The organism is Neoactinobaculum massilliense, from assembly GCF_900604955.1.
GTDB classification, from domain to species: domain Bacteria; phylum Actinomycetota; class Actinomycetes; order Actinomycetales; family Actinomycetaceae; genus Neoactinobaculum; species Neoactinobaculum massilliense.
In genome coordinates this window covers 1,480,223-1,501,653 of the sequence record NZ_UWPE01000001.1, presented here as the reverse complement: position 1 = coordinate 1,501,653, position 21,431 = coordinate 1,480,223, and the positions used below count along the sequence as shown (strand labels likewise).

The window sequence follows — 21,431 nt, the reverse complement described above, 5'->3', positions numbered from 1 at the left end:
CGGTGGGGTGGTGGACGGTGGACGGCGGCTTCCGGTGTTAGCCCTGCTGGCCTTTTTGGTGTCTACTCGGTTGGCCCTTTTGGCGGATGGGTGGCTGACGGCAGGTGGGGTGGTGGGTCTGGGCCCTCTGGTGGACGGGCCGTGGGTCTGGGGCTCTCCCGCTGTTTGCGGGTGGTTAGGGTCGTTTGCGGGTGGCCGGTACACCTTCGAAGAGCATTAACGGCCTTTGAACTGGTTTTGGTCGGGTTTGATGACCTTTAAACGGTATTAAAGGCCTTTAGACCGTAGATGGGGTGGTTGGCGTATAGGGCCGGCGGGATAGCGGACTGATGGGGTGGAAAGGCGGGGCTGGCGGGGAAGTGATGGGCCGGTTCCTCTTGCCCGGGTTTGAAGGTGATTGGTGCTGTTCGCTGGTGTATTAACCACCTGAGAACGGTATTAAAGGCCGTCAAACGCATAGCGGAATCAACTCGTAGAGGCGCCACGCCACTCGCCAATCGGTCTAATGGCCATTAGACCGAACTGATGGCCTTCAAACGCATGGCACTGCCTGCCTACAGTGTGATCCGCCCACCTCCCGACCGGTCTAATGGCCTTTAATGCAGACTAATGACCATTAAACCGACAGGTACGGGTGCCCTCCTGCTGTTTGCGGGTGATTAGTGCTGTTTGCGGGTGGCCGGTACACCTTCAAAGAGCATTAACGGCCTTTGAACTGGTTTTGGTCGGGTTTGATGACCTTTAAACAGCATTAAAGGCCTTTAAACCGCGGGGAGGGACTGCCGGCCCTGTCCAGTGGGCCTTGTCCGCCGCCGGCCCTGTCCGCCAGTGGGCCCACCACCAGCGGAGGACGCCCCTAGTGCCGCCGCTGCATTGTGTCCGGGTGCATGCCGGTGCGGCCGGCCTCGCCCTTGTCGAGCGCGTCGATGGCCGTGATCTCCTCCGCGTTAAGCGTGACATTTGCGGCCGCAAAGTTCTCTTTGATGCGTTCCTCATGGGTGGACTTGGGGAACACCACGTACCCCTTGGCCATATGCCAGGCGAGTACCAGCTGCGAGACAGTGACGCCGTGGGCGGCTGCCAACGGGGTGAGTACGGCGTCGTCGAGCACCAGCCCGCGCGCCAGCGGGGACCAGGCCTCCACCACCGCACCGGCCGCCTCGGTGGCCTCTACCGCTGCCGAATTATGGAAGTAGGGGTGGATTTCGATCTGGTTGACGGCCGGGACCGTGCTGGATGCGGCGGCGAGCTCAGCGAGGTGATGTGGTTCGAAGTTGGACACGCCGATCGAGCGGATCTGCCCGCGGGCCACCAGCTCCTCCATCACCTTCCAGGAATCCACGAAATCGCCGGTGAGGAGCGGCCAGTGGATAAGGAATAGATCCACGTAATCGGTGCCCAGCTTTTCTAGGGATTCCGCGAACGTTTCCCGCACCCGCTCCGGCGCGTGATTCGGATTGTCCAGCTTGGTGGTGAGGAAAATATCCTTGCGCGGCACGCCGGAATCTTTGATACCGGCGCCCACGCCCTCCTCATTGTGGTACATCTGCGCGGTGTCGATGTGCCGATACCCGAGGCTCAGCGCATACGCCACGGATCGCCGCGCCTCCTCGGGGCTCATCTTGTATGTGCCCAGCCCCAGCTGTGGAATGGAATAACCGGTATTGAGTGTGACAGCAGTAACCATGCGTCTATTCTTGCCGTTTTCGCCGGCGCGGTCACGCTGTGGCGGGCGCGGGCTGCGGATCGTTTCGCATGGGGCGGATACGAGGGGCGGCGTCGGGGGTACTCGCGTCTTGGGGGTGGCGTCCGGGGTGGCGCCCTGGGCGCTATGAGTTGGTGCCAGAGCAGTGGCGTGGTACCGGGCGCTTGGCGTGGTGCCGTCGGTATGCGGCCCGCACGCACCGACCCTCACACGCCGTACGGGATACGGGCCGGCACGGTGCATACCCGGCTGGCGCGCCTCGACGTCGTCCCGGAGCTGCTACTCCTTGAGGAGGCGGGTGCGGGCGGCGGCGTCGTCCTCAGCGCGCAGGCGTGGCTCCGGGCGGGTACCACGCACGCCCTCCATCCCGGCGTAAACGCTGCGAATGTGGTCCATGTCCGCCTCGACGTTACCGGTGAGGAAGAACTCCTCCTCCGTCCAGCCGTACGTGTGCGTGCGGCGATCGATGAAGCCGAACTTAATGGGCAGGTGGGTGGCCAGCGCCATGCGGTAGAAACCGGACTTCCAGTACGTGACCGGCTTGCGGGTGCCGGACGGGGTGAGGACCAGGTGGAACGTGGAGGCGCTCGCGGCATGGGCGACGACGGCGGCCACCAGGCCGTGATGGTGCGAACGGTCCACGGTGATACCGCCGATGCGACGCACAAGCGCGCCAAGCAGAGGCACCTTCACGACGCCGTCCTTTACCAGGAATTCCACGTCGCTGCCCATGCCCCACAGTGCGGCGAGCATAAAGATTGCGTCCCAGTTTGACGTGTGCGGGGCGCCGATCGCGATGAATTTCTCGGGCAGCGGTGGCGTGTGCGGCGTCCAGCGGGAAAAGGCGCGATATACCCGCGCGATGAACTTCTTCAGACGCATGTACCCTCCTTGGCCGGCGTGGCTGGGGTTTGCCGGCTGGCGTTTGCCGGTTGGCTGGCGGCGGTGCTTTCCCGTCACCGGCTTGCCTGCACCGCTTAGCTTGCCTGCGATCGCTTGGCCCGCGTGGTCGACACTTGCCCCTACCCGTCGGCGGCGCTTACCCGTCACCGACAACGGCGCTTGTCTAGCCGTGACGTTCACGGCCTGGGGCAAGGTTACCCTTGAGTCATGAGCACTGTGGACAAGGATGCCCTCAATTTCGAGTACGAGCGCAAATTCTTTGTGGAGCACCTGCCCGAGGACGTGGTGCGCAGCGCGTCCATCCAGGCTATCGTGCAGGCCTACCTGTTTGCTGAGGATGGCTACGCCGTGCGTGTACGCATCGCTTTTCCAGATCGGGAGTACGCCATGGTGCCGTTTTCTGAGGATGTGGACTTCCTGGGGAGTTATGAACGGCGGGCACTCGCTTCCCTTATGTCCGACGACGACGTGCGGTCCAGTACTGGTATGGGTACCGACGATGTGCGGTCCGGCGCCCGGGTGGGTGACGACGTCCTGCGGTTCGGTGCCGGGATGGGCAGCGGTGCCGTGCGGCTTATGCCGGGAATGACCGGTGATGCTGGGCGGTCCGGTGCCGTGCGGCCTGGTGCTGAGATAGATACCGACGACGTATGGTCTGGTGCCGGAGCGAGTGACGATTCTGGGCGGTTTAGCGCAGGGATGACCGGTGGTGCTGGGCGGTTCAGAGCGGGAGCGGGCAGCCGCGCGGATGGAGGTATGGGTGACGCTCGGCCTCGCGCGACGGTCGCCGTGAAATCACCCGCTGTGGCCGGCGAGCGATACGAGCTTGAGGTGGAGCTGGATGTGGATGTCGCCCGGCAGATCATCCGACGCAGTTCCAATGTGGTGCTCAAGAATCGCTACTCTCTGTGGATTGATGAGGATGGCTGGGAATTCGACGTATTCGGCGGGCAGAATGCCGGGCTGGTGATCGCGGAGATTGAGCGGCTAGGGCCGGTGGTGGACCTCAAGATTCCGGACTTTGCTGTAAGCGAAGTCACCGAGGATACGCGGTTTACGAATGATTTCCTTTCCAAGGAGCCGTGGTTGAGCTGGGCGGACAATTACCGGACTGAATTGGCGGTGCAGGGTCCACATTTTCTGGATTTGCACGGTCCGGAGTGAATTTGCATCGTGGCTAGTATGCGGGCCTGAAGTCGGAGCGAATTCTTGCTTCGGCCGGCTTGCGGACTCCAAGCCGGAGTGGGTTCGCGTCGTGGCCAGTTACGGATCTGGAAGGCGGCCTGGCATAGCCGGTACACGCGGTGTTGCGACCCGGAATGTGAGGGCGGGAATGCGCTTCGAGTTGTGTAGCCCGCACACGCGGTGTTGCGGGTCCCTAGCATGGCTCGTGTTTCTGAGGTGGGGCTAGCCGGGAGGAGAATTTGACCGTATTCTCGGATGCGGTGGTAAACGTGGCAAAATTGCGCAAATCTAGGTAATTAAATCTACGCATGACTGGTTTTACCTCCAATATCACAGAGGTATGACGATTACGTTAGATTCCAGTAAAGTTACGGGTCAGGTTCATTATTGGGCCCCGAGCCGCGAGCTCGGATCTAAGCCAGTGCAGTCACTCCGGTGGCGGGCACATCAGGCAGGTGCAACCCGGTCGAGGTGAGCGACTGGAGCGTGCTTGCTGGGAGGGCGGCGCAACGCGTCGCCCTCCCGTTTTCATATCGTCAGGTCTTGTCGCCTACCCACACCACGTCCGTTCTGAGACCACTAGGCTTGCGCACATGACCACACAGCTCCCGATCTCCACGGTCCACCCGACGGCGCCGGATCATCTTTCGGCAATGGCCCTGTTTAGCGCACCCATTGATGTGGCGGCGGCGCTGAGCCGAGTTCCCAAGGACACGCTGGAAACTGCGGTAGGCCTGGATCATATGGACGGTGGGGATGTTTACCACTACATGGATTCAGGTGTCACGGTGCTGGTGACGCCTGTGATCGGTGAGGCCGAGGTGGGTACCGGTGTACTGCCGCCCCACGCATTCCACACCATGATCACGCTGTTCTCCTCCATGGCTCGCGAGGGGGCAGATATGCCGGATCCTGTCACGGATCAATTTGCGGCTCAGCGCCGGGCAGCAATGGTGGCGGTGCACAGGGCTTATTCGCGGCTCATTCACGCGCTCATGCCTGAGCCTGCGGCCGTCGGTGTGGCGCATCCGGAGTTGGGCATCGTCTACCCCGCGGATGTACTCAATAGCTTGAACGACGACGCCCGCTTCCTCGAGTGGGTTTACGTTGCGGTATCCGAGGGGGACGCCACCGTGGGCCGCACTCGCGGACTGCCGCTATTTGGGCACCTGGATCTACAGGTGGCAGGTTCGGCGCATTCGGGCTCAGACGTGTACAACATGCTCGCAAACACGGCTGCCTACGTCATCCTTGATTCAGGCACACTCATGCCGGGTCAGACCCTTGGGCAGTCCGAAGCGGAGCGCCTCCCCATCTCCCAGGGGCACGACGAAAAGGGCGAGGCAATTCTTAACATCTCCTATTAGCGCTGCGGGGGAGTAGTGCTGCGGGGGGGGGAGCTGTAGGGGCTGCAGGGAGGTCCCGCTGTCGCTGTGTCTGCCGCCGGCTCAGCTCTGTGTGCGGTTGGTAGGTAGCGGTTGTCGGGTGGTTAGTGTGGTTGTCAGGTGGTTGAACCACCTGTGAACGACATTAATGGCCTGCAAACCATCGGAGGGCTGCTTTAAAGGCCTGTAAACCGGTTGCGGGACTGTGCTAGCAGCCTGTAAACGGGTGGCTGGGGTGCTTTAAAGACCTTTAAACCGGTGATGAGGCGGTGGCTGGTGGTGGCGGGGTGTACTAAGGCTGCTTTAATGGCCTGTAAAACGTTTGCGGGTGGTTAGTGCGATTGTCGGGTGGCTAAACCACCTGTGAACGACATTAATGGCCTGCAAACCATCGGAGGGTTGCTTTAAAGGCCTGTAAACCGGTGATGGCGGGGGCGGTGGCTGGTGGTGGCGGGAGTGCACTAGCGGCCTCTAAACCTGCAGGGTGGCTGCGAACACGGCTGACGTCGCACCTGCCACGTCTCCCCGCCGCGGCCGCCCGTTATACTTTCCCTGTCCGCGCGGTGGCAGGGCCGGACATGGTGGCGATAACGCAGATGCTGGGTGAATTGGCTCAGCGTGGAGCACGCTGCCAGCGGGAGGGGCGACCCGGCCGCACGAACCCACTGACGAAAGAACATAATGGAATCCACCGCGCACTCCAATGAAACGCAAGCGAACGTGGCGCTGAACTCGGCGTCGTCGGACTTACACGACACCACCCGGACCCACACCGCGGAGCCGTACCGGAATCAGGCGGGAGGAGAAATCCGCGTGGGCGGCCCGGCCTCGTCCACTCCGCCGCGGCTGTTCACCTACGTGGCCGTGTTCTTTGTGGCGTTCCTGCTGATCTCCAATATCGGCGCCACGAAGCTGATCGGCTGGAATATCGGGCCTGTCCACCTGGTGTTTGACGGCGGTGCGATCCTCTTCCCGCTCACGTACATCATTGGCGACCTTCTCTCCGAGGTATACGGCTTCGCGCGGGCGCGGCGAGTCATTGTGACGGGGTTCGTGACCCAGATTCTCGCCTCCTTCTGCTTCTGGCTGGTGCAGATCGCGCCGGCGAACGCGGGGTGGGAGAATCAGGCCGCATTCGAGGCCGTGCTCGGCGTGGTGCCGCGCTTCGTGGCCGCCTCCGTGCTGGGATTCCTGTTCGGGCAACTTCTTAATTCCTACGTGCTGGTGTGGGTGAAGCGCCGCTTCGGGGAGCGTCATCTGTGGGTGCGGCTAATCTCCTCGACGGTGGTGGGGGAGCTGCTGGATACGGCGATTTTCTGCTCCGTCGCCTGGGGCGCGGACGTGGTGGCCGGCAACCAGACTGTGGGCACTATCGTCAACCTGGGGCTCACCGGTTGGGCGTACAAGGTGGGGGTAGAGGTAGTGTTACTACCCATCACGTACGCGGTGGTGGCCGCGGTCAAGCGGGCTGAGGTGCGCGCGTAGGTGTCGCTAGGTTCTAGGTCGACGCCGGCCTGGGCGCCTAGAGTGGCTCAGGCGCCTAGAGTGGCTCAGGCGCTTAGAGTGGCTCGCCGGGTTGCCGTGGGGTGACTACGCGCAGCTAGCGGTCCGTTGGGGATGCGTGACGCTCCGGCCGGGGCTCGGCTTTGCCCACCGCGGGTAGCCAGGGGCTGCGGGTGGCCAGGGAAGGAAGCATGAGTACGTTTGAGATTGGTACACGGCTGGAAACGCAACGTGGGGCGCGGACGGGCCGCCCCCTGGGGCGCACCGGCGTCGTTCACACCCCTCACGGCGATATCCGCACCCCGGCTTTTGTGCCCGTGGGGACCAAGGCGACGGTGAAAACCGTGCTTCCGGAGCTGGTGGCGGATCTGGGGGCACAGGCTGTGCTGGCCAATGCTTACCACCTGTATCTTCAGCCGGGTGCCGACGTGGTGGATGAGGCCGGCGGCCTGAGCGTGTTTATGAACTGGCCGGGGCCCACCTACACGGATTCGGGCGGCTTCCAGGTGCTGTCGCTCGGTTCCGGTTTCAAGAAAGTGCTCACCGCCGAGTACGCAAATAAGGGTGCGGGCCGTGCGGATGTGAGCACGGCGAAGGCGGACCGGGAGCGGCTGGCCCAGGTGGACGACGACGGCGTGTGGTTCCGCTCGCATCTCAACGGCTCGAAGCACCGGTTCACCCCGGAGGTATCTATGGGCATCCAGCATCAGCTGGGTGCGGACATCATGTTTGCCTTCGATGAGCTCACCACGCTTCTCAACTCGCGCGGTTACCAGGTGGAATCTGTGGAGCGTACCCGCCGCTGGGCCGAGCGTTGCCTAGCTGAGCATCGACGGCTCACCGAGGCGCGGGTGGGTAAGCCCTACCAGCAGCTGTGGGGCGTGATTCAGGGTGCCCAGTATGAGGATCTGCGCCGGAAAGCCGCTCACGATTTGGGTGGCATGGAGATTGACGGCCAGCGTTTTGACGGCTTTGGGCTGGGTGGTGCACTGGAGAAGGAACGGTTGGGCGCCATTGTTGGCTGGATGACGGAGGAGCTGCCTGACGAGGCGCCCCGGCACCTGCTGGGCATTTCGGAGCCGGATGATCTTTTTGCGGCAATCGAGGCGGGTGCGGATACGTTTGATTGCGTGAATCCCTCCCGGGTGGCGCGTAACGGCGCCATTTACTCTGAGGACGGGCGTTTTAACGTTACTCGGGCTCAGTTCACGCGGGATTTCCATGCCGTGTGCCCCGACTGCGAATGTTATACGTGCACGCATTATTCGCGCGCCTATCTTCATCATTTGTTTAAGGCGAATGAGGGATTGGCCGCAACTTTAGCAACCATTCACAATGAATACTTCACTGTGCATCTCGTGGATGACATCCGAGCAAGCATTGAGTCTGGCACGTATGACGAATTTAAGAAAGAAACGCTAAATAGGTTCTATGCGGGTGGCTGGGGCCGGAGATAGAAGAATTAAGATAGGGTCGGATGCCAGAGCATCCAAAGTTACTTTAAGCAGTGGAGGAACGATGACAACTCCCAAATTGGGCCAGTTCGCTACCGTATTTCGTTCAGCGGTGGCGGCATCAGGTATGACCCTGTCCCAAATTGTGGACGCCATGGCGGATGAGGGCGTGAAGGTTACGCAGGCTACGCTCTCCTACTGGCAGTCGGGCCGGTCCGCTCCACGGCGACAGTCCTCCCTCGATTCCATTGACGTTTTGGAACAGGTTCTGGGCACAACGCCGGGCACGCTTTCCCGCGTGTTGGCCGAGGACCGCGGTGCGCAGAAATCCATGATGTACCACTCCAGTCACATGCTGGGTAACAGCAGTCTGGAGGAGTTCGGGATTGATCCGCGTACGGAACCGGTGACCGTTGTGCTCCGCGATGACAGCATTATTGCGGAGGACGCGCGCACATCGTCCGCGATCACCGATAAGACCGTGCGCATCATGGCCGATGACGCCACCACCATGCACATCATCGATACGTGGGATAAGGGCGACGAAGCAATGAGTGTGCGGGATGTGCGTTTCGCCCGGCTCGGTGAGGCCGTGCTGGGTGGCGACGGCAGCCTGCGCATGACCCCGTTGGAGATGCCCTCCTCGCTTAAGCGGGGTGACCTCTACCGGGTGGAGTACTCGTGCGGATTCAGCCACCCCAAACGCGTGGTGGATACGCTGCGGCGCTGGTTCGCGCAGCCGGTTGTGTTCTATTCATCCTCCGTGCATTTCTTGGGTATCCAGCCCGCCGTTATCCAGGCCGTTGAGGTGCGGGTGCGCGAAATGCGTACCAGCGGCCGCCGTAGCATTTCCGAGCAGCCCAAGCCCGTGGAGCTGGTGGACGGCTACGCGCAGTACACGGTGCTCGATCCCAGCGTGGCCGCCTTCTACTTCCGCTGGTACTGGTAAAGCTCTAGAACGCCCGGCCCGCCTGTTCGCGCAGGCGGCGCAGCGTATCCGCGTCCGGGAAACCGGTCACAGCAAACCGCCGCGGCCAAATCCCGTCCATCTCCTGGAACCCTTCCGGCCATACTTCCCGGGCCACGGAGAAGCGGAGCACAACGGGTTCGGTGGGCGCAGCGGCGACGTCGTCCCAAAAAGCGATGAACTCCGCATCCGGGAGCGTCCCGTACCCCAGCGAGCGGCGCCAGCGCGTGGCCGTCACCGCCCCGGTGGTGAGATGCTCAACGGAGGCCTCCTCAATGGCGCCGAAATCTGTGGGCCAGTCACGGAGCGTGCGCGCCTGGGCGGCATAGATGCGCGTGCGGAAGTCCGCCCGGAGCGAGGAGAGGATGCGTGCGGCCGGATGGTCGGGTAGCGGGATCCATTCGCGCCAGCCGTCGGCGGCGGCCGTGTGGGGGAGCGGGTAGACGGCCTCCTCAGGCGTGATGTTGCGCGCGAGTGCCTGGAAGAACGAGGGCAGGAGCGGATCATTGTCCTGCACGATGAACAGCGAGGTGCGCGTGGCGGGCACGAACAGCGGGGTGAAATCGCTGGGGTTGGCCTGCGTGGCGGTGGTAATGCGCTGGATGATGTCCATGTCCGCAAACCAGGAGGACTGGTAGGCCGCCGGCGAGGCGAACACCACCGCCGAGGCGCCGCCCACCGTGACCGGCTGCAACTCCACGCCCTTGTGCCCCTGCTCCAGGTTGAGCGTGCGCAGGGTCTGTATGGCTTTGCCGAACAGCTCGGCGGCGGGGATCTCCCCGCGCTCCAGGTTCAGGTCCGAGAAGAACACGGGCACAATCATGTCCGGCGTATCCGCCGCCAGCCCCGCGCCCACAAAATTGGTGAGTGGAATGTACACGATGGAATCGTTGGCGCGGCCGTCATCGCTGCGGAAGAAATAGTCCGCGGCGCGCACAATCGGCACAATCGTGGAGTCCGGGCCCACCTCCGGCGGTGTCTCCAGTTGCGGCTGCTCCGGGGCATGGTTGAACAGACTGCTGAAGAATCCGCTCAGTCCTCGCTTCGTTCCCGACGACGCCGTCCGCCCCGCATTCCCGGACGCGTTCCCGGTGGGGGTGGTTGCGGGGTGCGCGCTGGTGGATGCTGCGGTGGGTGGGAATGCACTGGAGTCCGCGGGTTTGGCCGGGTGGTCACCCGGGGTCTCGAAGCCGGTGGCAGCGGTATTGGTGGCGGAGCTGTTACCGTCCGAGGTGCCGGTGGTGGCTTTGGTGATACCGATGTGGATGAGCTGGTCGAGGAGCCGGGCCCGGACGGGTTCGGGGGCGTCTTCGGAGATCATCTCGAAGGGGCGGAAGCGGAAGGTACGGCCGTCCGCGAGGAGAATATCTAGCCACTCGCCGTTGGCATCAACCACGGCGTCCCGGAGTTCCGGGTTCGCGCTGGCCACCTGTAGCGCCCATCCCATTGCCGTCATACGGTCATTCTGTCATCGACGGCGGGGTGGGGAAACTCGGACGCAGGTGCGGGGTGCTTTTCATGACGGTGCCGGATTGGTAGGTCGGCGCGGGGCGCTCAGCGGTTCTGCAGTTCTGTGCTAGCTGCGCAAACAACCCGACGCATTAACGAGGGCGCGCTTAAGGCGCCTCAGGTTGACCGCACTGTAGAGCGTTTTCATCATGCGAAACCTGCATAGGAACGGCGGCCGTCACCGCTATAATGTGATCCACCGAACGTTAGTAATTGATGGTGGAATGCCTAGAGGACGCTCGGCAGTCGATTAATGAGTGCGGCTGCGGGATAGTGCTGAAGCGATTCTTGGTGTCGCTGTCAGGTGTGCGTAGGAGGCGGGAAATGACGCGATTGGTAAAAGGCATTATTATCGCCGCGACTATCGCCGTGGACCTTTATGGAATTGGCCGTGGCGTATGGATGCTCCTGTCTAATCAGCCGACACCGGCGGAGGGACTATCGCCCGTGGCATGGATCGGAATTTTCGGTCTCAACCTCATTGCTGTCGCGATCTTCCTGTGGCGGGAATCAGCGCGACACGCGCGAAGAGCTCCAAGCAACGACCAGTAAGCCCCCGGCAGGGTAACCCCGGGCATGACTACCCGGGGCGTGCCGGACCCGCGGCCGAAGATCGGCCCATCCCCACCTACTTCTTGCGGAACAGCCCCTTCTTGCGGAACACCGGTTCCGTGGTCACGTTGACGCCCAGGTGACGGAACACGCCCTCATCCACGGTGCCGAGGATGGTGGTGACGTGCACGTCGCACCCGCGCAGTTCAGGGAGCTGCTCAAGCGCGTGGGCCGCATTTGGGTCACTGGCGGCGGATACGGAGAGGGCTATGAGTACCTCGTCCGTGTGGAGCCGCGGATTCTTGGACCCCAAATATTCGGTTTTCAGCGTCTGGATGGGGGCGATCGAAGAGGGCGCCAGCAGTTGCACCCTGTCATCAATGCCGGCCAGCACTTTCAGCGCGTTGAGCAGCATGGCCGCCGAGCATCCGAGCAGTTCCGACGTTTTGCCCGTAATAATCTGGCCGTCTTTCAACTGTATGGCGCTCCCGGGTGCCTTCGTGCGCTTCTCCACGGCCAGCGCCGGCTCCACCACCGGCCGGTCCGTGCGCGCCAGGCCGAGCTTCCCCATGATTAACGCAATGCGCGTTGAATCATGATCGTTACCGTCGCCCTTTTTCTCCTCCGAGACCAGCGCGTTGTAATACCGGCGAATAATTTCCTGCTGAGCTGCGGCGCGGCAGGCGTCGTCGTCGGAAATACAGTAGCCCACCATGTTCACGCCCATGTCCGTGGGCGATTTGTAGGGGCTTTCCCCAAGCAGACGCCGCAGCATGAGCGCGAGCAGCGGGAACACCTCCACGTCGCGGTTGTAATTGACGGCCTGCTGCCCGTAGGCGACCAGGTGGAAGGGGTCAATCATGTTGAGATCGTCAAGGTCCGCGGTGGCGGCCTCATAGGCGAGGTTCACCGGATGATCCAGCGGCAGGTTCCACACCGGGAACGTTTCAAATTTGGCGTAGGAGGAGGTGATGCCGCGCTGATGATCGTGGTAGATCTGCGAGAGGCACGTGGCCAGTTTTCCGCTCCCCGGCCCGGGCGCCGTGACGACGACGAGGTCCCGTTCCGTCTCCGCATACTCGTTCCGGCCCAGTCCGTCCTTCGAGAGGATGAGATCCGTGTTGGACGGATAGCCGGGGATGCGGCGATGGCGGGACACCTTGAGGCCCGAATGCAGGCAGCGGCGGCGGAATGCTTTGGCCTCCTGGTTGGATTCCTCGTACTGGGTGATGACGATGTTGTTGACCAGGAAACCGGCTTCCCGAAATACATCCACCAGGCGGAGCACTTCACCCTCATAGCTGATGCCCGTGTCCGCGCGTCGCTTTGCCGTCAGATCATGCGCATTGACCGCGACGATGATTTCCAGTTCATCGCGAAGCTCGCCCAGCATGGCAATCTTGTTATCCGGCGTAAACCCGGGGAGTACGCGGGAGGCATGGTAGTCGTCAAACAGCTTGCCGCCCATTTCCAGGTACAGCTTGCCGCCAATCTGCTCCCGGCGCTCCTTGATTTTCGCCGACTGTAGGCGAATGTACTTTTCGCGGTCGAATCCGATCATGCGTCCTCTCTCTGCCGGCGCCACCCCGCCGGCTGCTGCCGGTCTCCGTGGGCCCTACCTGCGATTGGTACCAGGGTAAACCGTGGACCTTGCTCACGACGAACCGGGAGCGAGTGGTGGATAGAGCGGACGCGGGAGTTTCTGTGCACACGCGGCGGGTGCGCGGTGAGTGCGGCCTGGCAGGAGACGAGAAACGAGGATCCTTTACCACGCGGCGGGTGCGCGGTGAGTGCGGGGCCTGCCGAGTAGTCGATACCCGTGCGGGGCTGGGACGTGTGCGGGGCCAAGCCGGGCCACCACGGCGTCGTAGAATCGAGGCAATCATCGCGAGGGGAGGACGTATGCCGAAGATTACGGCGCCAACCGTTCATGAGCACCGCGCGCGCATGAACGAACGGCTGGTGGACGCGGCTGAAAACATCCTCCGTGAGGGCGGCGTACGGGCGTTGACGGCCGGGGCGGTGGCCAAGGAGGCGGGCATCGCCAGAAATTCGATTTATCGGTACGTGGACTCGGTGGACGATCTGCGCCTGCGCGTCCTGGAACGCAACGTACCCCGCTGGCGCGCGGCCGTATTCAGCGGCATCCCCGAGGATCTGGCGCCCCTGGACCGGCTGGTGGCCTTCGCGCGCGCCTCCGTGCGCGAATCGAAGAGCAACACCTCGCATGCGTGGCTGGTGGGCTTGTACCGAGCGCCGCGACGGGGCGGAACGCATGGTGCACACGGCACGCATGGTGCGCACGATGGTGAAGCATAGCGGGCACGCGCGGACGTGCGTGGTATTCACGATTTCATCACGGGCTTCATAGAATCCGCCTGGCGGGAGGCGGGCGCCCCGGATCCGGAACTGCGCGCCGCTTTTACACGCGTCATTATTTTCCAGGCATTTCGCTGCGTAGCGCAGGGCGCGGATACGGCTGCCACCATGAACGCGATGGAGCAGGCGATCCGCGGTATGGGCGCTGAGCTTGGTGCGGGCCGCTCGACGGAAGGAAGCGCGGAGGCGATCCACGTCAGGGAAGATGAGTTGGAGAATTCCGGCCGCGAGGACGGTGTGGCTGCTTCGTGACCCGCACGCTCGATGAACTGGTGGCCGCCCCGCCCGCGCTCCCGGTTGCGGCGGGACTCCCCGCGGTGGGCCGGGCGCTCCCGCTGGCTGTGGTGCAGGCGCCGCCGGGCACCGGAAAAACCACCCTTATCCCGCCGTACGTGGCCACGCGCGTGTCCGGCCGCGTCATTGTGACTCAGCCGCGTCGTGTGGCGGCGCGGGCGGCGGCCCGGCGCATCGCCGCGCTCCTGGGCGAGCCGGTGGGGCGCACGGTGGGATACGCGGTGCGCGGTGATTCGCGCGTCGGCCGGGATACGCGCATCGAAATGGTGACGCCGGGCGTGCTGGTGCGCCGGCTGCAATCGGATCCGGAGCTGGCCGGTGTGGCCGCGGTGATTCTCGACGAGGTCCACGAGCGTCACCTCGATTCGGACCTCGCACTCGCCTTCACGCTGGACGTGGTGCGCACGCTCCGTCCTGACCTGGCTGTCCTGTCCATGTCCGCCACTGTCGATGCGCAGCGCTTTGCGGATCTTATGGGGGAGGACGGCGCGCCCGCGCCGATCGTGGACATTCCGGGCGCGATTCACCCGGTGGAGGTGCGCTTTGCTTCGCCTCCACGTGGTGCGGAACCACTCGGCACGCTTGGACGCAGCGGTGCCACCGGGGTGCAGCGCGCATTCCTGGCGCACGTGGCGCGCACGGTAGAGCAAGCGCTCGCGGAGACCACCGGGGACATGCTGGTGTTTCTGCCCGGCGTGCGAGAGGTAGAGGCGGTTGCCGGGGCAATCCATACCGACGCCGAAGTGCTCACGTTGCACGGCTCGCTTCCCGCCGCACAGCAGGACCGTGTACTTTCGGGTCACGCGGGGGAGGCGGGCCACACGGACGACGTCGAAGCGGAGCCCGGTTCGCGGCGTCGTGTGATTGTATCCACGGCCATCGCGGAGTCCTCCCTCACCGTGCCGGGCGTACGCGTGGTAGTGGATGCGGGACTGTCCCGGGAGCCGCGCACGGACTATGCGCGCGGCGTGGGCGGGCTGGTTACCGTGCTCGAATCGCAGGCATCCGGTGTGCAGCGGGCCGGCCGCGCGGGCCGCGAGGGTCCCGGCGTGGCTTACCGCGTGATGAGCGAGCAAACCTGGGCGCGCCTTCGCCAGCACGCGCTGCCCGAACTGGCCACCGCGGATCTGACGGACTTTCTGCTCGAGGCGGCGGTGTGGGGTGCGCCGCGCGGCCGCGGCCTGGCCCTGGTGGATTCACTGGATCCGGTGGCGGTGGATTCTGCCGTACGTACGCTGCGCGGCCTCGGACTGGTCGACGCCGTGGGACAGGCCCTCCCCGGCGCGGCAGATTTCGCGCGGTTGCCACTCGATGCCCGCCTGGCCGTTGCCGCCGTGCGCGCCACCCCGCTGGTGGGTGCCGGGCGGGCCGCTGAGGTTGCGGCGGCGCTCGGCGAGGACATCCGGGTGCCCGGGGCAGATTTTTCCAGGTGGCGGCGCTTTGCCCCGCACGGCTGGGAGCGGCGGGTGGAGCGGGTGCGCAAGGCGGTGCGTGCCGTGGCGCAGGCCGCGCCGGACGCGAATGGTGGTGCAACGAGTACGGCCGGTGGGCCGGGAAGCGGATCGCGGGCGGCCGGCGGGCCCAGCGCAGTCAGTAGATCCGAAAGTGCAGCGCATGCGGGCCGGGAATCCCGTCAATCCACCACTTCGTCTGTCACCACCCGGAATGAGGAGGCGGCTACCGCGCTGGTCATGGCGCTCGCCTACCCGGACCGGGTGGCGCGGCAGCGAGACGGCGGCGATCCGGCCCATCCCTCCCGGCGTTACCTCCTCACCTCCGGCATGGGCGCGGAATTGCCCGAGGGCTCCCCACTCATGGGCGCACAGTGGCTGGCCGTGGCCGGCATGGATCGCGGCCAGGGGCGGGCGGACGCCCTCATCCGCTCCGCCCTGCCAATCACTGAGGCGGACGCCCGCTTGGCCGCCGGCCATCTGGAGCGCTCGCGGCAGGAGGTGGCGCTGCGAGACGGCCGGCTGTCCGCCACAGAAACGGTGGAGCTGGGGAGTATTCCGCTGCGTGAACGCCCCGCGAAAGTGACGCGCCCCGCCGCTGAAGCGTGGCTCACGGAGGCCCTGGTCGCCGGCAGGCTTCCGCTCTCCTGGTCCGACGACGCCGCCACCCTCCGCTCCCGTCTCGCCTTCCTGCATGCGCACGTGGGAGAGCCGTGGCCGGATGTGTCCGATGCCGGACTTGCTGTGCGGCTCGAGGAGATTGCGGGCCCAGAACTGGCCGCGCTGATGCGCGGGGGCCGTTGGGGGAAGCTGGGTAAGGAACAATTGGAGCGCATTCTGCCCTGGCCCGAGGCCGCGCACCTCAACGAGCTGGCGCCGGCCCGTATAGAAATTCCCACCGGGGATTACCGCAGGGTGGACTACACCGGGGCGCACCCCACGGTGCGGTTGCGCGTACAGGAAGCATTCGGCTGGCGAGCCACTCCACGCGTCGCCGGTGGCCGCGTACCAATCACGCTGGAGCTACTCTCCCCAGCCCAGCGGCCCGTGGCTATCACCGATGATCTTGCCACCTTCTGGCGGGACGGCTACCTGCAGGTGCGGGCGGAGATGCGCGGCCGCTATCCGCGCCACCCATGGCCCGAGGATGCCGCCCACGCCGAGCCCACGCGCCGCGCCAAGCGGAGAAAGTAGAGCATATCCCCGGCCCTCGGCGTGCCGACGCGCGCGACTTGTGTGCTGGGCACCGGGGTGAACTGGGTGCGAGTGCTAGGCGCGGGTGACTGGGCGCACGGAACTCCGGCTGCCTACCGGGCGTGTGCGTGCGGCGTCGTACTTAGGCGGGCAGACGGCGTCGTACTGCTGGGACTGAACCGGGCCGCCTCACCCGCACTACCCGAGCTGCGCCGCCAAACCTTCGCCGCCGGCCTCCCACATGCGAGCGGCCATCTCGAAGGGCCACCGCAATTCGAGTGTGTGCGGATCAAGCACGCACAGGTAGTAGTTTTCCGAATCGCCGTACGTCATCCACAGCGCGCCCGTATGGTTGCACCAATAATCCCCCGTGAGGGCGCCCGCCGCATTGAGGACGGCGCTGAAATTATTGCGGCCAAAGGCGCGCCGCCGCTTCACCCCGCGCTCGGCGCGAACAGCGCGCTCCAGGTCCGCGGGCGAATCCACGTCCCAGCGCTCCGCGCCCTCGCGGGCATGCTCGAGGAAATGTAGATCCGCGTCCGTTGGCCAGCCAAGCGTACGCCCGGCGAAATTGCCGAACTCGCTGCCCGGATCATACGAGGTAATGCCAAACGAGCCGCTCCACCCCAGGAATGTGCCATGGTGCCGGGCGGCCAGCATGTCGAAATAGGCGCGGGAATCCTCCAGCAGGTGTGCCGCCAGAATAGAATCCGACCACGCCGCGAGCACCCACGCCCTGTTATCCACCGCGTGCACCACCGACGTGCGCTGCGGCCAGCCGCGATAGTGCAGCTCAGACTCCGCCGCCCGCGCCGCCTCCATCGAATCGAAACTCACGCGATTCAGCCAATACCGCGGTCCATCCCCCGGCCCCGCATGCTCCAATGTGCGCAGCAGTAGCGCGTCCACGCGGTTCGCATCCGCGGGCGCGGCGGGAGGAAGAAAATCCGGTCCTCGCCGGTGGCTCGATTTGGAGTCACGAGAGAACAGAGCCATGGTTTCCTTGGTTTCCTTTCGGTTCGATGTCGCTAGTTTACGGCTCCCGGAAGCGGTGTGCGCTGTGGTTACACTGACTGCGTGACTACACTTCTCTCCTGGGATGCGGCCGTGGCCGAACTTGAGCGCGCCTACCCTGGCGCCACGCGCGGCACCGCCGGCGAATTACGCCTCCGTCTTCGCGGCGTGCCCGTGCTCGTGTGGCGGGGTACCTCCTCCCGGCGCGACGGCGGCACGGTGGTCCATATCGCCTCACCCTTCCTCGTAGGGGCTGGTGCGGGGGCCGACGACGCCGCCAGCAGCGCCGGCGTTCGCTCCGATGCGTTCGGGGAGAGTGATACGGCCGGTCGGCCCGGTGGCGACACGTGGGATGTACGCGAGCCTGCCGCCAAGCTGCTCAAGCACTTCGGCATCGACCCCAACGGGCCAGATCTGGTGGAACTGGCGCGGGCGGCCGAACAATTGCCGCTGGGTGGGCTGCGCGTGCTAGGCGATATTCCGCATCTGCATCACGCGGCCCCGCTGCCCGTCGAGGAAGACTGGTTGGCCGAGGCTACCCTGCTCATTGCGGCCGAATGTGCGGCGCTGACCGCGGAAAGGAGCACCCATGCGTAAGCGGCACCAGCGGGCCGAGGACCGCATTCCTGTCACCACCGGCGCGGAGCTATACGAGGCGCTTATCGCCGAATTCGGCGCCCGGCGCGAGTACCCCACGGACAGCGGGGCTGCGGATAGTTTGGCCGGTGGAGTTGCGGATAGTTTGGCCGGTGGGGCTCTGAGTGGTTCGGGCAGCAGTGCTGCGGCTGGTTCGGATAGTTCGGCCAGCTTGGCAAGCGCGGGAACCGGTGCGGCGCTCGCGGGCACCGCGGAGGCGGGGAATCCGGGCTACCAGTCGGGCGTCTCGGCTAGCGGTAGCGATGCCGATGCGGTCGATATCGGATCAGCCGCCTACCCGGTCACCGGTACCTCCGCTACCCATTCAGTAGGTGAGGGTGAGCGGGGCGGGGCGGACGGCGTCGTCGGAAATAATCCCGAGGCCACGGCTTACCGCTTCCGGATCAATTGGAAGGCCGAATCCGAGGCGCAGGAACTGGTGGCCACATATGCCAAGGTGGCCGGGCTGGGGAATCTCGCCTACTTCGAGGCGCCGATCATCGAGAGCCCAACGGAGAGTACCGCGCGGGCGGTCATGGAAAAGGCGGGGCGGCTGCTTGAGGGCGACGTAGTCATCTCGGGCACGGATCTCCGGCTGCGGCTTACCGTTCCAATGGCCGGTTTGACCGTGGGCGCGCTGCGGACCGCGCTGTTCCATTTCGCCGCCGGGGCGAGCGCGATCCGGGAGGAAGTGAGTGCGGAGCGGGACTCGTCGACGTTGACGTTCGGCTACTAGGCCTGGGCGGTGGCGGTTCTGGTGTCTGGGCGATGGCCGATGGTTTTGGGTAGTTCCGGACGGTTCGGTTTGTAAAGCGGGTTGGCGGAACCTCGGCGCGGCCGGTGGACGCTCCGTAGCGTTTGGTGAGCGGATCGGACGGTTGGCAGGTGGTGGTGGTTCTGGTGTCTGGGCGGTGGAGGGCGGTCGGTCAATGATCCCGGCCCCGCAGGTGCGTTGAGTTGATGGTTTTTTGTTCAGTTGACGCAAAACTTCCGGTTGGGGGCCCGAATTGAGGCTGGAACCGGAAGTTTTGCGTCAACTGAAGAGTTTTTCGTCAACTCAGCGGGGTGGGTGGCGCCCTTTCGGGTGGCCGGCATTCCCTCAGCGGGGTGGGTGGCGCCGGCGGTACTCCTTCGAACTGCTGAGACGCCGTCGGTGGGGCCGGGCCGTGGTGGTTAGTCCGTGAGCGGGACGCCGAACGCGTCGGTCTGGAACGTGCGCGCGCCGGCGAGAATCATGACGCCCTCGATGAAGCCCCACAGCCAGCCGACCGTGGTGAAGGTCAGTACGGAGACGATAATCTGTGCGACACCCACGCCGGGATAGCCCAGGTAGAAACGGTGAATCCCAAGCCAACCGAGGAAGATGCCGAGCAGGCCGGCCACCAGGCGGCTCTTCGGCTTGACGTATGCAGGCTGGGCGTAGGGGTTCGGCCCGGCGTAATTCTGGGAGCCGGGTTGCGAGTAATTCGGTTGCGCGTAGGGATTTGGCTGTGTATTTGGCTGCGCGTAGGGGATTTGCTGATTTGTGAAACTCGGCTGGTTGGAGCCGGCGTAGTTGGGTTGGTTTGCGAAGCTCGGCTGACCCGGCTGAGCATATGGCTGCTGTGGAGCCGGTTGCGAATAGCTCTGGGAAGCCGGCTGCGCGTAATTCGGCTGGGGGAAGGCTGGCTCTCCGTATGAATTGGGCTGGCTATAGGGCGTGCCGGTGGCGGGCTGGGCATAGGTGTCCGGTGCCTGGTGCTCGTCGCTCCATACGTATTGCTGGCTGTATGGATTTTGCTGGCTGTATGCATTCGCGTCGGGCTGGCTTGTGCCTGTGGGCTGGTAGTTCGAGCCAGTACTCGTGTCCCATACGGGCTGAGACTGTGCACTGGCGAATCGACTGCGATCCGCCCATACGGGGGTGAATTGGCCGGAGCTGGGCTGGGACTGATCGGAGTTCGGCTGGCCGGACTCCGATCCGCTGGATGCGGCCTGAATGGACGGGTCTGTGCCGGATGCGCTCGCGTCCGACGACCGTGCATCCCAGGCTGGGTTCTGGCTCATTGTTCCTCCCGGCTGTTGCGCCCTGTTCTGCGGCTGTTGCGCGTTCACGGTTAGTGCGCGGTGCTGTTCTTGTCATTGCACCGCGGAATTCCGTGGCTCTTGCGCCCAAGTATCGCACGCGGGTGGGGTGGCTGAGGACAAATTGCTGCGCGGGCGAGATGAAACGGCTAACAGGGTGTGGCCAGTAGGCTGCACGGTCAACACTGTGTGTGGCGAGGCGCTGGGTGTGGCGAGGCATTGTGCAGGGCGACGCCGAGTGCGGGTTGCCGCTAGGTGTTCCGTAGCGTTTGGCGAGCGGATCGGGCGGTTGGAAGGTGGTCGGTCAATGATTCCGGCCCCGCAGGCGCGTTGAGTTGATGGTTTTTTGTTCAGTTGATGGAAAACTTCCGGTTGGGGGCCGGGATCGGGGCTGGAACCGGAAGTTTTGCGTCATTTGAAGAGTTTTTCGTCAACTCAACGGGTGGGTAACGCCCTTTCGGGCGGCCGGCACTCCCTCGGCGGGGTTGGGCCGTGACAGATACGGCAGGTGTGCCGGGTACGCATCTACCCATGCCCGGCCCCTAAGATGGGCGCGTGGCAAAACTGACCTTCCGCTACGGCGCAATGAATTCCGGCAAGAGCGCGGCGCTCCTCATGACCGCCCACAATGTCGAGGAGACGGGCGGGCGCGTGATTGTACTCAAGCCTGCCGTGGACACGAAGGGCGGGGCGGCGGTGCTCTCGCGGATGGGGGTGGAGCGTTCGGCGGATATTCTGCTGAGCTCGGACGCGGACGCCTACGCCACGGTGGCCGCGCACCTTGAGGAGGACGGCAAGCGGCTCTCCATGGTGCTGGTGGACGAGGCGCAGTTTCTCACGCCCGTGCAGGTCGATCAGTTGTTCAATGTTGCTATCACGTTTGATATCCCTGTCATCACCTACGGCCTGCGCACGGATTTTCAGACGCACCTGTTCCCCGGCTCGGCGCGGCTGCTGGCCGTGGCGCACAACCTCCTGGAGGAGCGGACCATGTGCGGGCTTGGCTGCGGGCGGAAGGCGGTGCTTAATGGCCGCGAGGTGGATGGCCGCTTCGTGCGCCAGGGTGAGCAGGTGACCATCGCGGACACCCCGAATGTCCACTACGTGCCGCTGTGCGGCGAGCATTTCCGCGAGAAAGTGGGCGACATCCGCGAGTTTGACGAGAACGGGAAGTAGGGCGGCACCCGGGCGGGGTGGAAGGCTCTCCGGCGACGACGCCGAAGCGCACGCGCCCGG

18 protein-coding genes are annotated in these 21,431 nt (G+C 64.5%); 12 read left to right on the top strand and 6 right to left on the bottom strand.

Going from position 1 to position 21,431, the window contains the following annotated elements:
* Positions 1–856: 856 nt before the first annotated feature.
* Together EIH27_RS06440 and EIH27_RS06435 are read right to left on the bottom strand one after the other, a co-directional pair.
* Entirely contained in the window at positions 857–1,687 is an 831-nt protein-coding gene (locus tag EIH27_RS06440) for an aldo/keto reductase (RefSeq protein WP_124040055.1), read from the bottom strand.
* Positions 1,688–1,984: 297 nt separating this feature from the next.
* A complete protein-coding gene (locus EIH27_RS06435; RefSeq protein WP_124040054.1) occupies positions 1,985–2,587 on the bottom strand; it encodes a 1-acyl-sn-glycerol-3-phosphate acyltransferase in 603 nt (200 codons plus the stop codon).
* A 228-nt stretch (positions 2,588–2,815) separates the two neighbouring features.
* Between EIH27_RS06435 and EIH27_RS07900 the strand changes: the two genes are divergently transcribed.
* The 5 genes from EIH27_RS07900 (at position 2,816) to EIH27_RS06410 (ending at position 9,084) form a co-directional block, all read left to right on the top strand.
* Positions 2,816–3,772, top strand: coding sequence for a CYTH domain-containing protein (locus EIH27_RS07900; RefSeq protein WP_206424899.1), 957 nt, complete (start codon positions 2,816–2,818; stop codon positions 3,770–3,772).
* A gap of 614 nt (positions 3,773–4,386) precedes the next feature.
* Positions 4,387–5,160, top strand: a complete 774-nt coding sequence (locus EIH27_RS06425; RefSeq protein ID WP_124040053.1) for a DUF4261 domain-containing protein — start codon at positions 4,387–4,389, stop codon at positions 5,158–5,160.
* A 699-nt stretch (positions 5,161–5,859) separates the two neighbouring features.
* Positions 5,860–6,663, top strand: coding sequence for a queuosine precursor transporter (locus EIH27_RS06420; protein ID WP_124040052.1), 804 nt, complete (start codon positions 5,860–5,862; stop codon positions 6,661–6,663).
* A 209-nt stretch (positions 6,664–6,872) separates the two neighbouring features.
* The gene (gene tgt, locus EIH27_RS06415) at positions 6,873–8,138 is read left to right on the top strand and encodes a tRNA guanosine(34) transglycosylase Tgt (RefSeq protein ID WP_124040051.1); all 1,266 of its coding nucleotides are present in this window, start codon (positions 6,873–6,875) and stop codon (positions 8,136–8,138) included.
* 61 nt (positions 8,139–8,199) lie between these two features.
* Positions 8,200–9,084 carry a hypothetical protein gene (locus EIH27_RS06410; protein ID WP_124040050.1) on the top strand — a complete coding sequence of 295 codons (885 nt, stop codon included), beginning with the start codon at positions 8,200–8,202 and terminating at the stop codon, positions 9,082–9,084.
* Positions 9,085–9,088: 4 nt separating this feature from the next.
* Here EIH27_RS06410 and EIH27_RS06405 read toward each other — a convergent pair whose 3' ends face one another.
* A complete protein-coding gene (locus tag EIH27_RS06405; RefSeq protein ID WP_124040049.1) occupies positions 9,089–10,558 on the bottom strand; it encodes a hypothetical protein in 1,470 nt (489 codons plus the stop codon).
* Positions 10,559–10,935: 377 nt separating this feature from the next.
* Between EIH27_RS06405 and EIH27_RS06400 the strand changes: the two genes are divergently transcribed.
* Positions 10,936–11,163: a hypothetical protein gene (locus EIH27_RS06400; RefSeq protein WP_124040048.1), complete on the top strand. Its 228-nt coding sequence runs from the start codon at positions 10,936–10,938 to the stop codon at positions 11,161–11,163.
* A 76-nt stretch (positions 11,164–11,239) separates the two neighbouring features.
* Here the strand turns inward: EIH27_RS06400 and EIH27_RS06395 are convergent, their stop codons facing one another.
* On the bottom strand, positions 11,240–12,724 hold the full coding sequence (locus tag EIH27_RS06395) for a DUF1846 domain-containing protein (protein WP_124040047.1): 1,485 nt from the start codon (positions 12,722–12,724) through the stop codon (positions 11,240–11,242).
* 341 nt (positions 12,725–13,065) lie between these two features.
* Between EIH27_RS06395 and EIH27_RS06390 the strand changes: the two genes are divergently transcribed.
* Genes EIH27_RS06390 through hrpB form a run of 3 tightly spaced genes read left to right on the top strand, consistent with a single transcriptional unit; the run spans position 13,066 to position 16,481 of the window.
* Positions 13,066–13,482 carry a TetR/AcrR family transcriptional regulator gene (locus tag EIH27_RS06390; RefSeq protein WP_124040046.1) on the top strand — a complete coding sequence of 139 codons (417 nt, stop codon included), beginning with the start codon at positions 13,066–13,068 and terminating at the stop codon, positions 13,480–13,482.
* Between the two features lie 15 nt (positions 13,483–13,497).
* Positions 13,498–13,794, top strand: a complete 297-nt coding sequence (locus EIH27_RS06385) for a hypothetical protein (protein WP_124040045.1) — start codon at positions 13,498–13,500, stop codon at positions 13,792–13,794.
* The gene (gene hrpB / locus EIH27_RS06380; RefSeq protein ID WP_124040044.1) at positions 13,791–16,481 is read left to right on the top strand and encodes an ATP-dependent helicase HrpB; all 2,691 of its coding nucleotides are present in this window, start codon (positions 13,791–13,793) and stop codon (positions 16,479–16,481) included. Before EIH27_RS06385 ends, hrpB begins: the two co-directional genes overlap by 4 nt.
* A 198-nt stretch (positions 16,482–16,679) precedes the next feature.
* Here hrpB and EIH27_RS06375 read toward each other — a convergent pair whose 3' ends face one another.
* Complete coding sequence (locus EIH27_RS06375; RefSeq protein ID WP_124040043.1) at positions 16,680–17,477, bottom strand: DUF3806 domain-containing protein; 798 nt, start codon at positions 17,475–17,477, stop codon at positions 16,680–16,682.
* Positions 17,478–17,558: 81 nt separating this feature from the next.
* Between EIH27_RS06375 and EIH27_RS06370 the strand changes: the two genes are divergently transcribed.
* Together EIH27_RS06370 and EIH27_RS06365 are read left to right on the top strand one after the other, a co-directional pair.
* Positions 17,559–18,092, top strand: a complete 534-nt coding sequence (locus EIH27_RS06370; protein WP_124040042.1) for a hypothetical protein — start codon at positions 17,559–17,561, stop codon at positions 18,090–18,092.
* Positions 18,085–18,867 (top strand): hypothetical protein, encoded by a 783-nt coding sequence (locus EIH27_RS06365; protein WP_124040041.1) that lies wholly within the window; start codon positions 18,085–18,087, stop codon positions 18,865–18,867. Before EIH27_RS06370 ends, EIH27_RS06365 begins: the two co-directional genes overlap by 8 nt.
* A 437-nt stretch (positions 18,868–19,304) precedes the next feature.
* Here EIH27_RS06365 and EIH27_RS06360 read toward each other — a convergent pair whose 3' ends face one another.
* Positions 19,305–20,177 (bottom strand): TM2 domain-containing protein, encoded by an 873-nt coding sequence (locus EIH27_RS06360; protein WP_124040040.1) that lies wholly within the window; start codon positions 20,175–20,177, stop codon positions 19,305–19,307.
* A 573-nt stretch (positions 20,178–20,750) separates the two neighbouring features.
* On the opposite strand from EIH27_RS06360, the gene EIH27_RS06355 reads away from it, so the two are divergent.
* Entirely contained in the window at positions 20,751–21,371 is a 621-nt protein-coding gene (locus tag EIH27_RS06355; RefSeq protein ID WP_124040039.1) for a thymidine kinase, read from the top strand.
* Positions 21,372–21,431: the final 60 nt, after the last annotated feature.

Bases quoted from the DNA above. Each gene is read 5' to 3' on its own strand.
- EIH27_RS06440 (WP_124040055.1), bottom strand. From the start codon at position 1,687: ATGGTTACTGCTGTCACACTCAATACCGGTTATTCCATTCCACAGCTG.
- EIH27_RS06435 (WP_124040054.1), bottom strand. From the start codon at position 2,587: ATGCGTCTGAAGAAGTTCATCGCGCGGGTATATCGCGCCTTTTCCCGC.
- EIH27_RS07900 (WP_206424899.1), top strand. From the start codon at position 2,816: ATGAGCACTGTGGACAAGGATGCCCTCAATTTCGAGTACGAGCGCAAA.
- EIH27_RS06425 (WP_124040053.1), top strand. From the start codon at position 4,387: ATGACCACACAGCTCCCGATCTCCACGGTCCACCCGACGGCGCCGGAT.
- EIH27_RS06420 (WP_124040052.1), top strand. From the start codon at position 5,860: ATGGAATCCACCGCGCACTCCAATGAAACGCAAGCGAACGTGGCGCTG.
- tgt (WP_124040051.1), top strand. From the start codon at position 6,873: ATGAGTACGTTTGAGATTGGTACACGGCTGGAAACGCAACGTGGGGCG.
- EIH27_RS06410 (WP_124040050.1), top strand. From the start codon at position 8,200: ATGACAACTCCCAAATTGGGCCAGTTCGCTACCGTATTTCGTTCAGCG.
- EIH27_RS06405 (WP_124040049.1), bottom strand. From the start codon at position 10,558: ATGACGGCAATGGGATGGGCGCTACAGGTGGCCAGCGCGAACCCGGAA.
- EIH27_RS06400 (WP_124040048.1), top strand. From the start codon at position 10,936: ATGACGCGATTGGTAAAAGGCATTATTATCGCCGCGACTATCGCCGTG.
- EIH27_RS06395 (WP_124040047.1), bottom strand. From the start codon at position 12,724: ATGATCGGATTCGACCGCGAAAAGTACATTCGCCTACAGTCGGCGAAA.
- EIH27_RS06390 (WP_124040046.1), top strand. From the start codon at position 13,066: ATGCCGAAGATTACGGCGCCAACCGTTCATGAGCACCGCGCGCGCATG.
- EIH27_RS06375 (WP_124040043.1), bottom strand. From the start codon at position 17,477: ATGGCTCTGTTCTCTCGTGACTCCAAATCGAGCCACCGGCGAGGACCG.
- EIH27_RS06365 (WP_124040041.1), top strand. From the start codon at position 18,085: ATGCGTAAGCGGCACCAGCGGGCCGAGGACCGCATTCCTGTCACCACC.
- EIH27_RS06360 (WP_124040040.1), bottom strand. From the start codon at position 20,177: ATGAGCCAGAACCCAGCCTGGGATGCACGGTCGTCGGACGCGAGCGCA.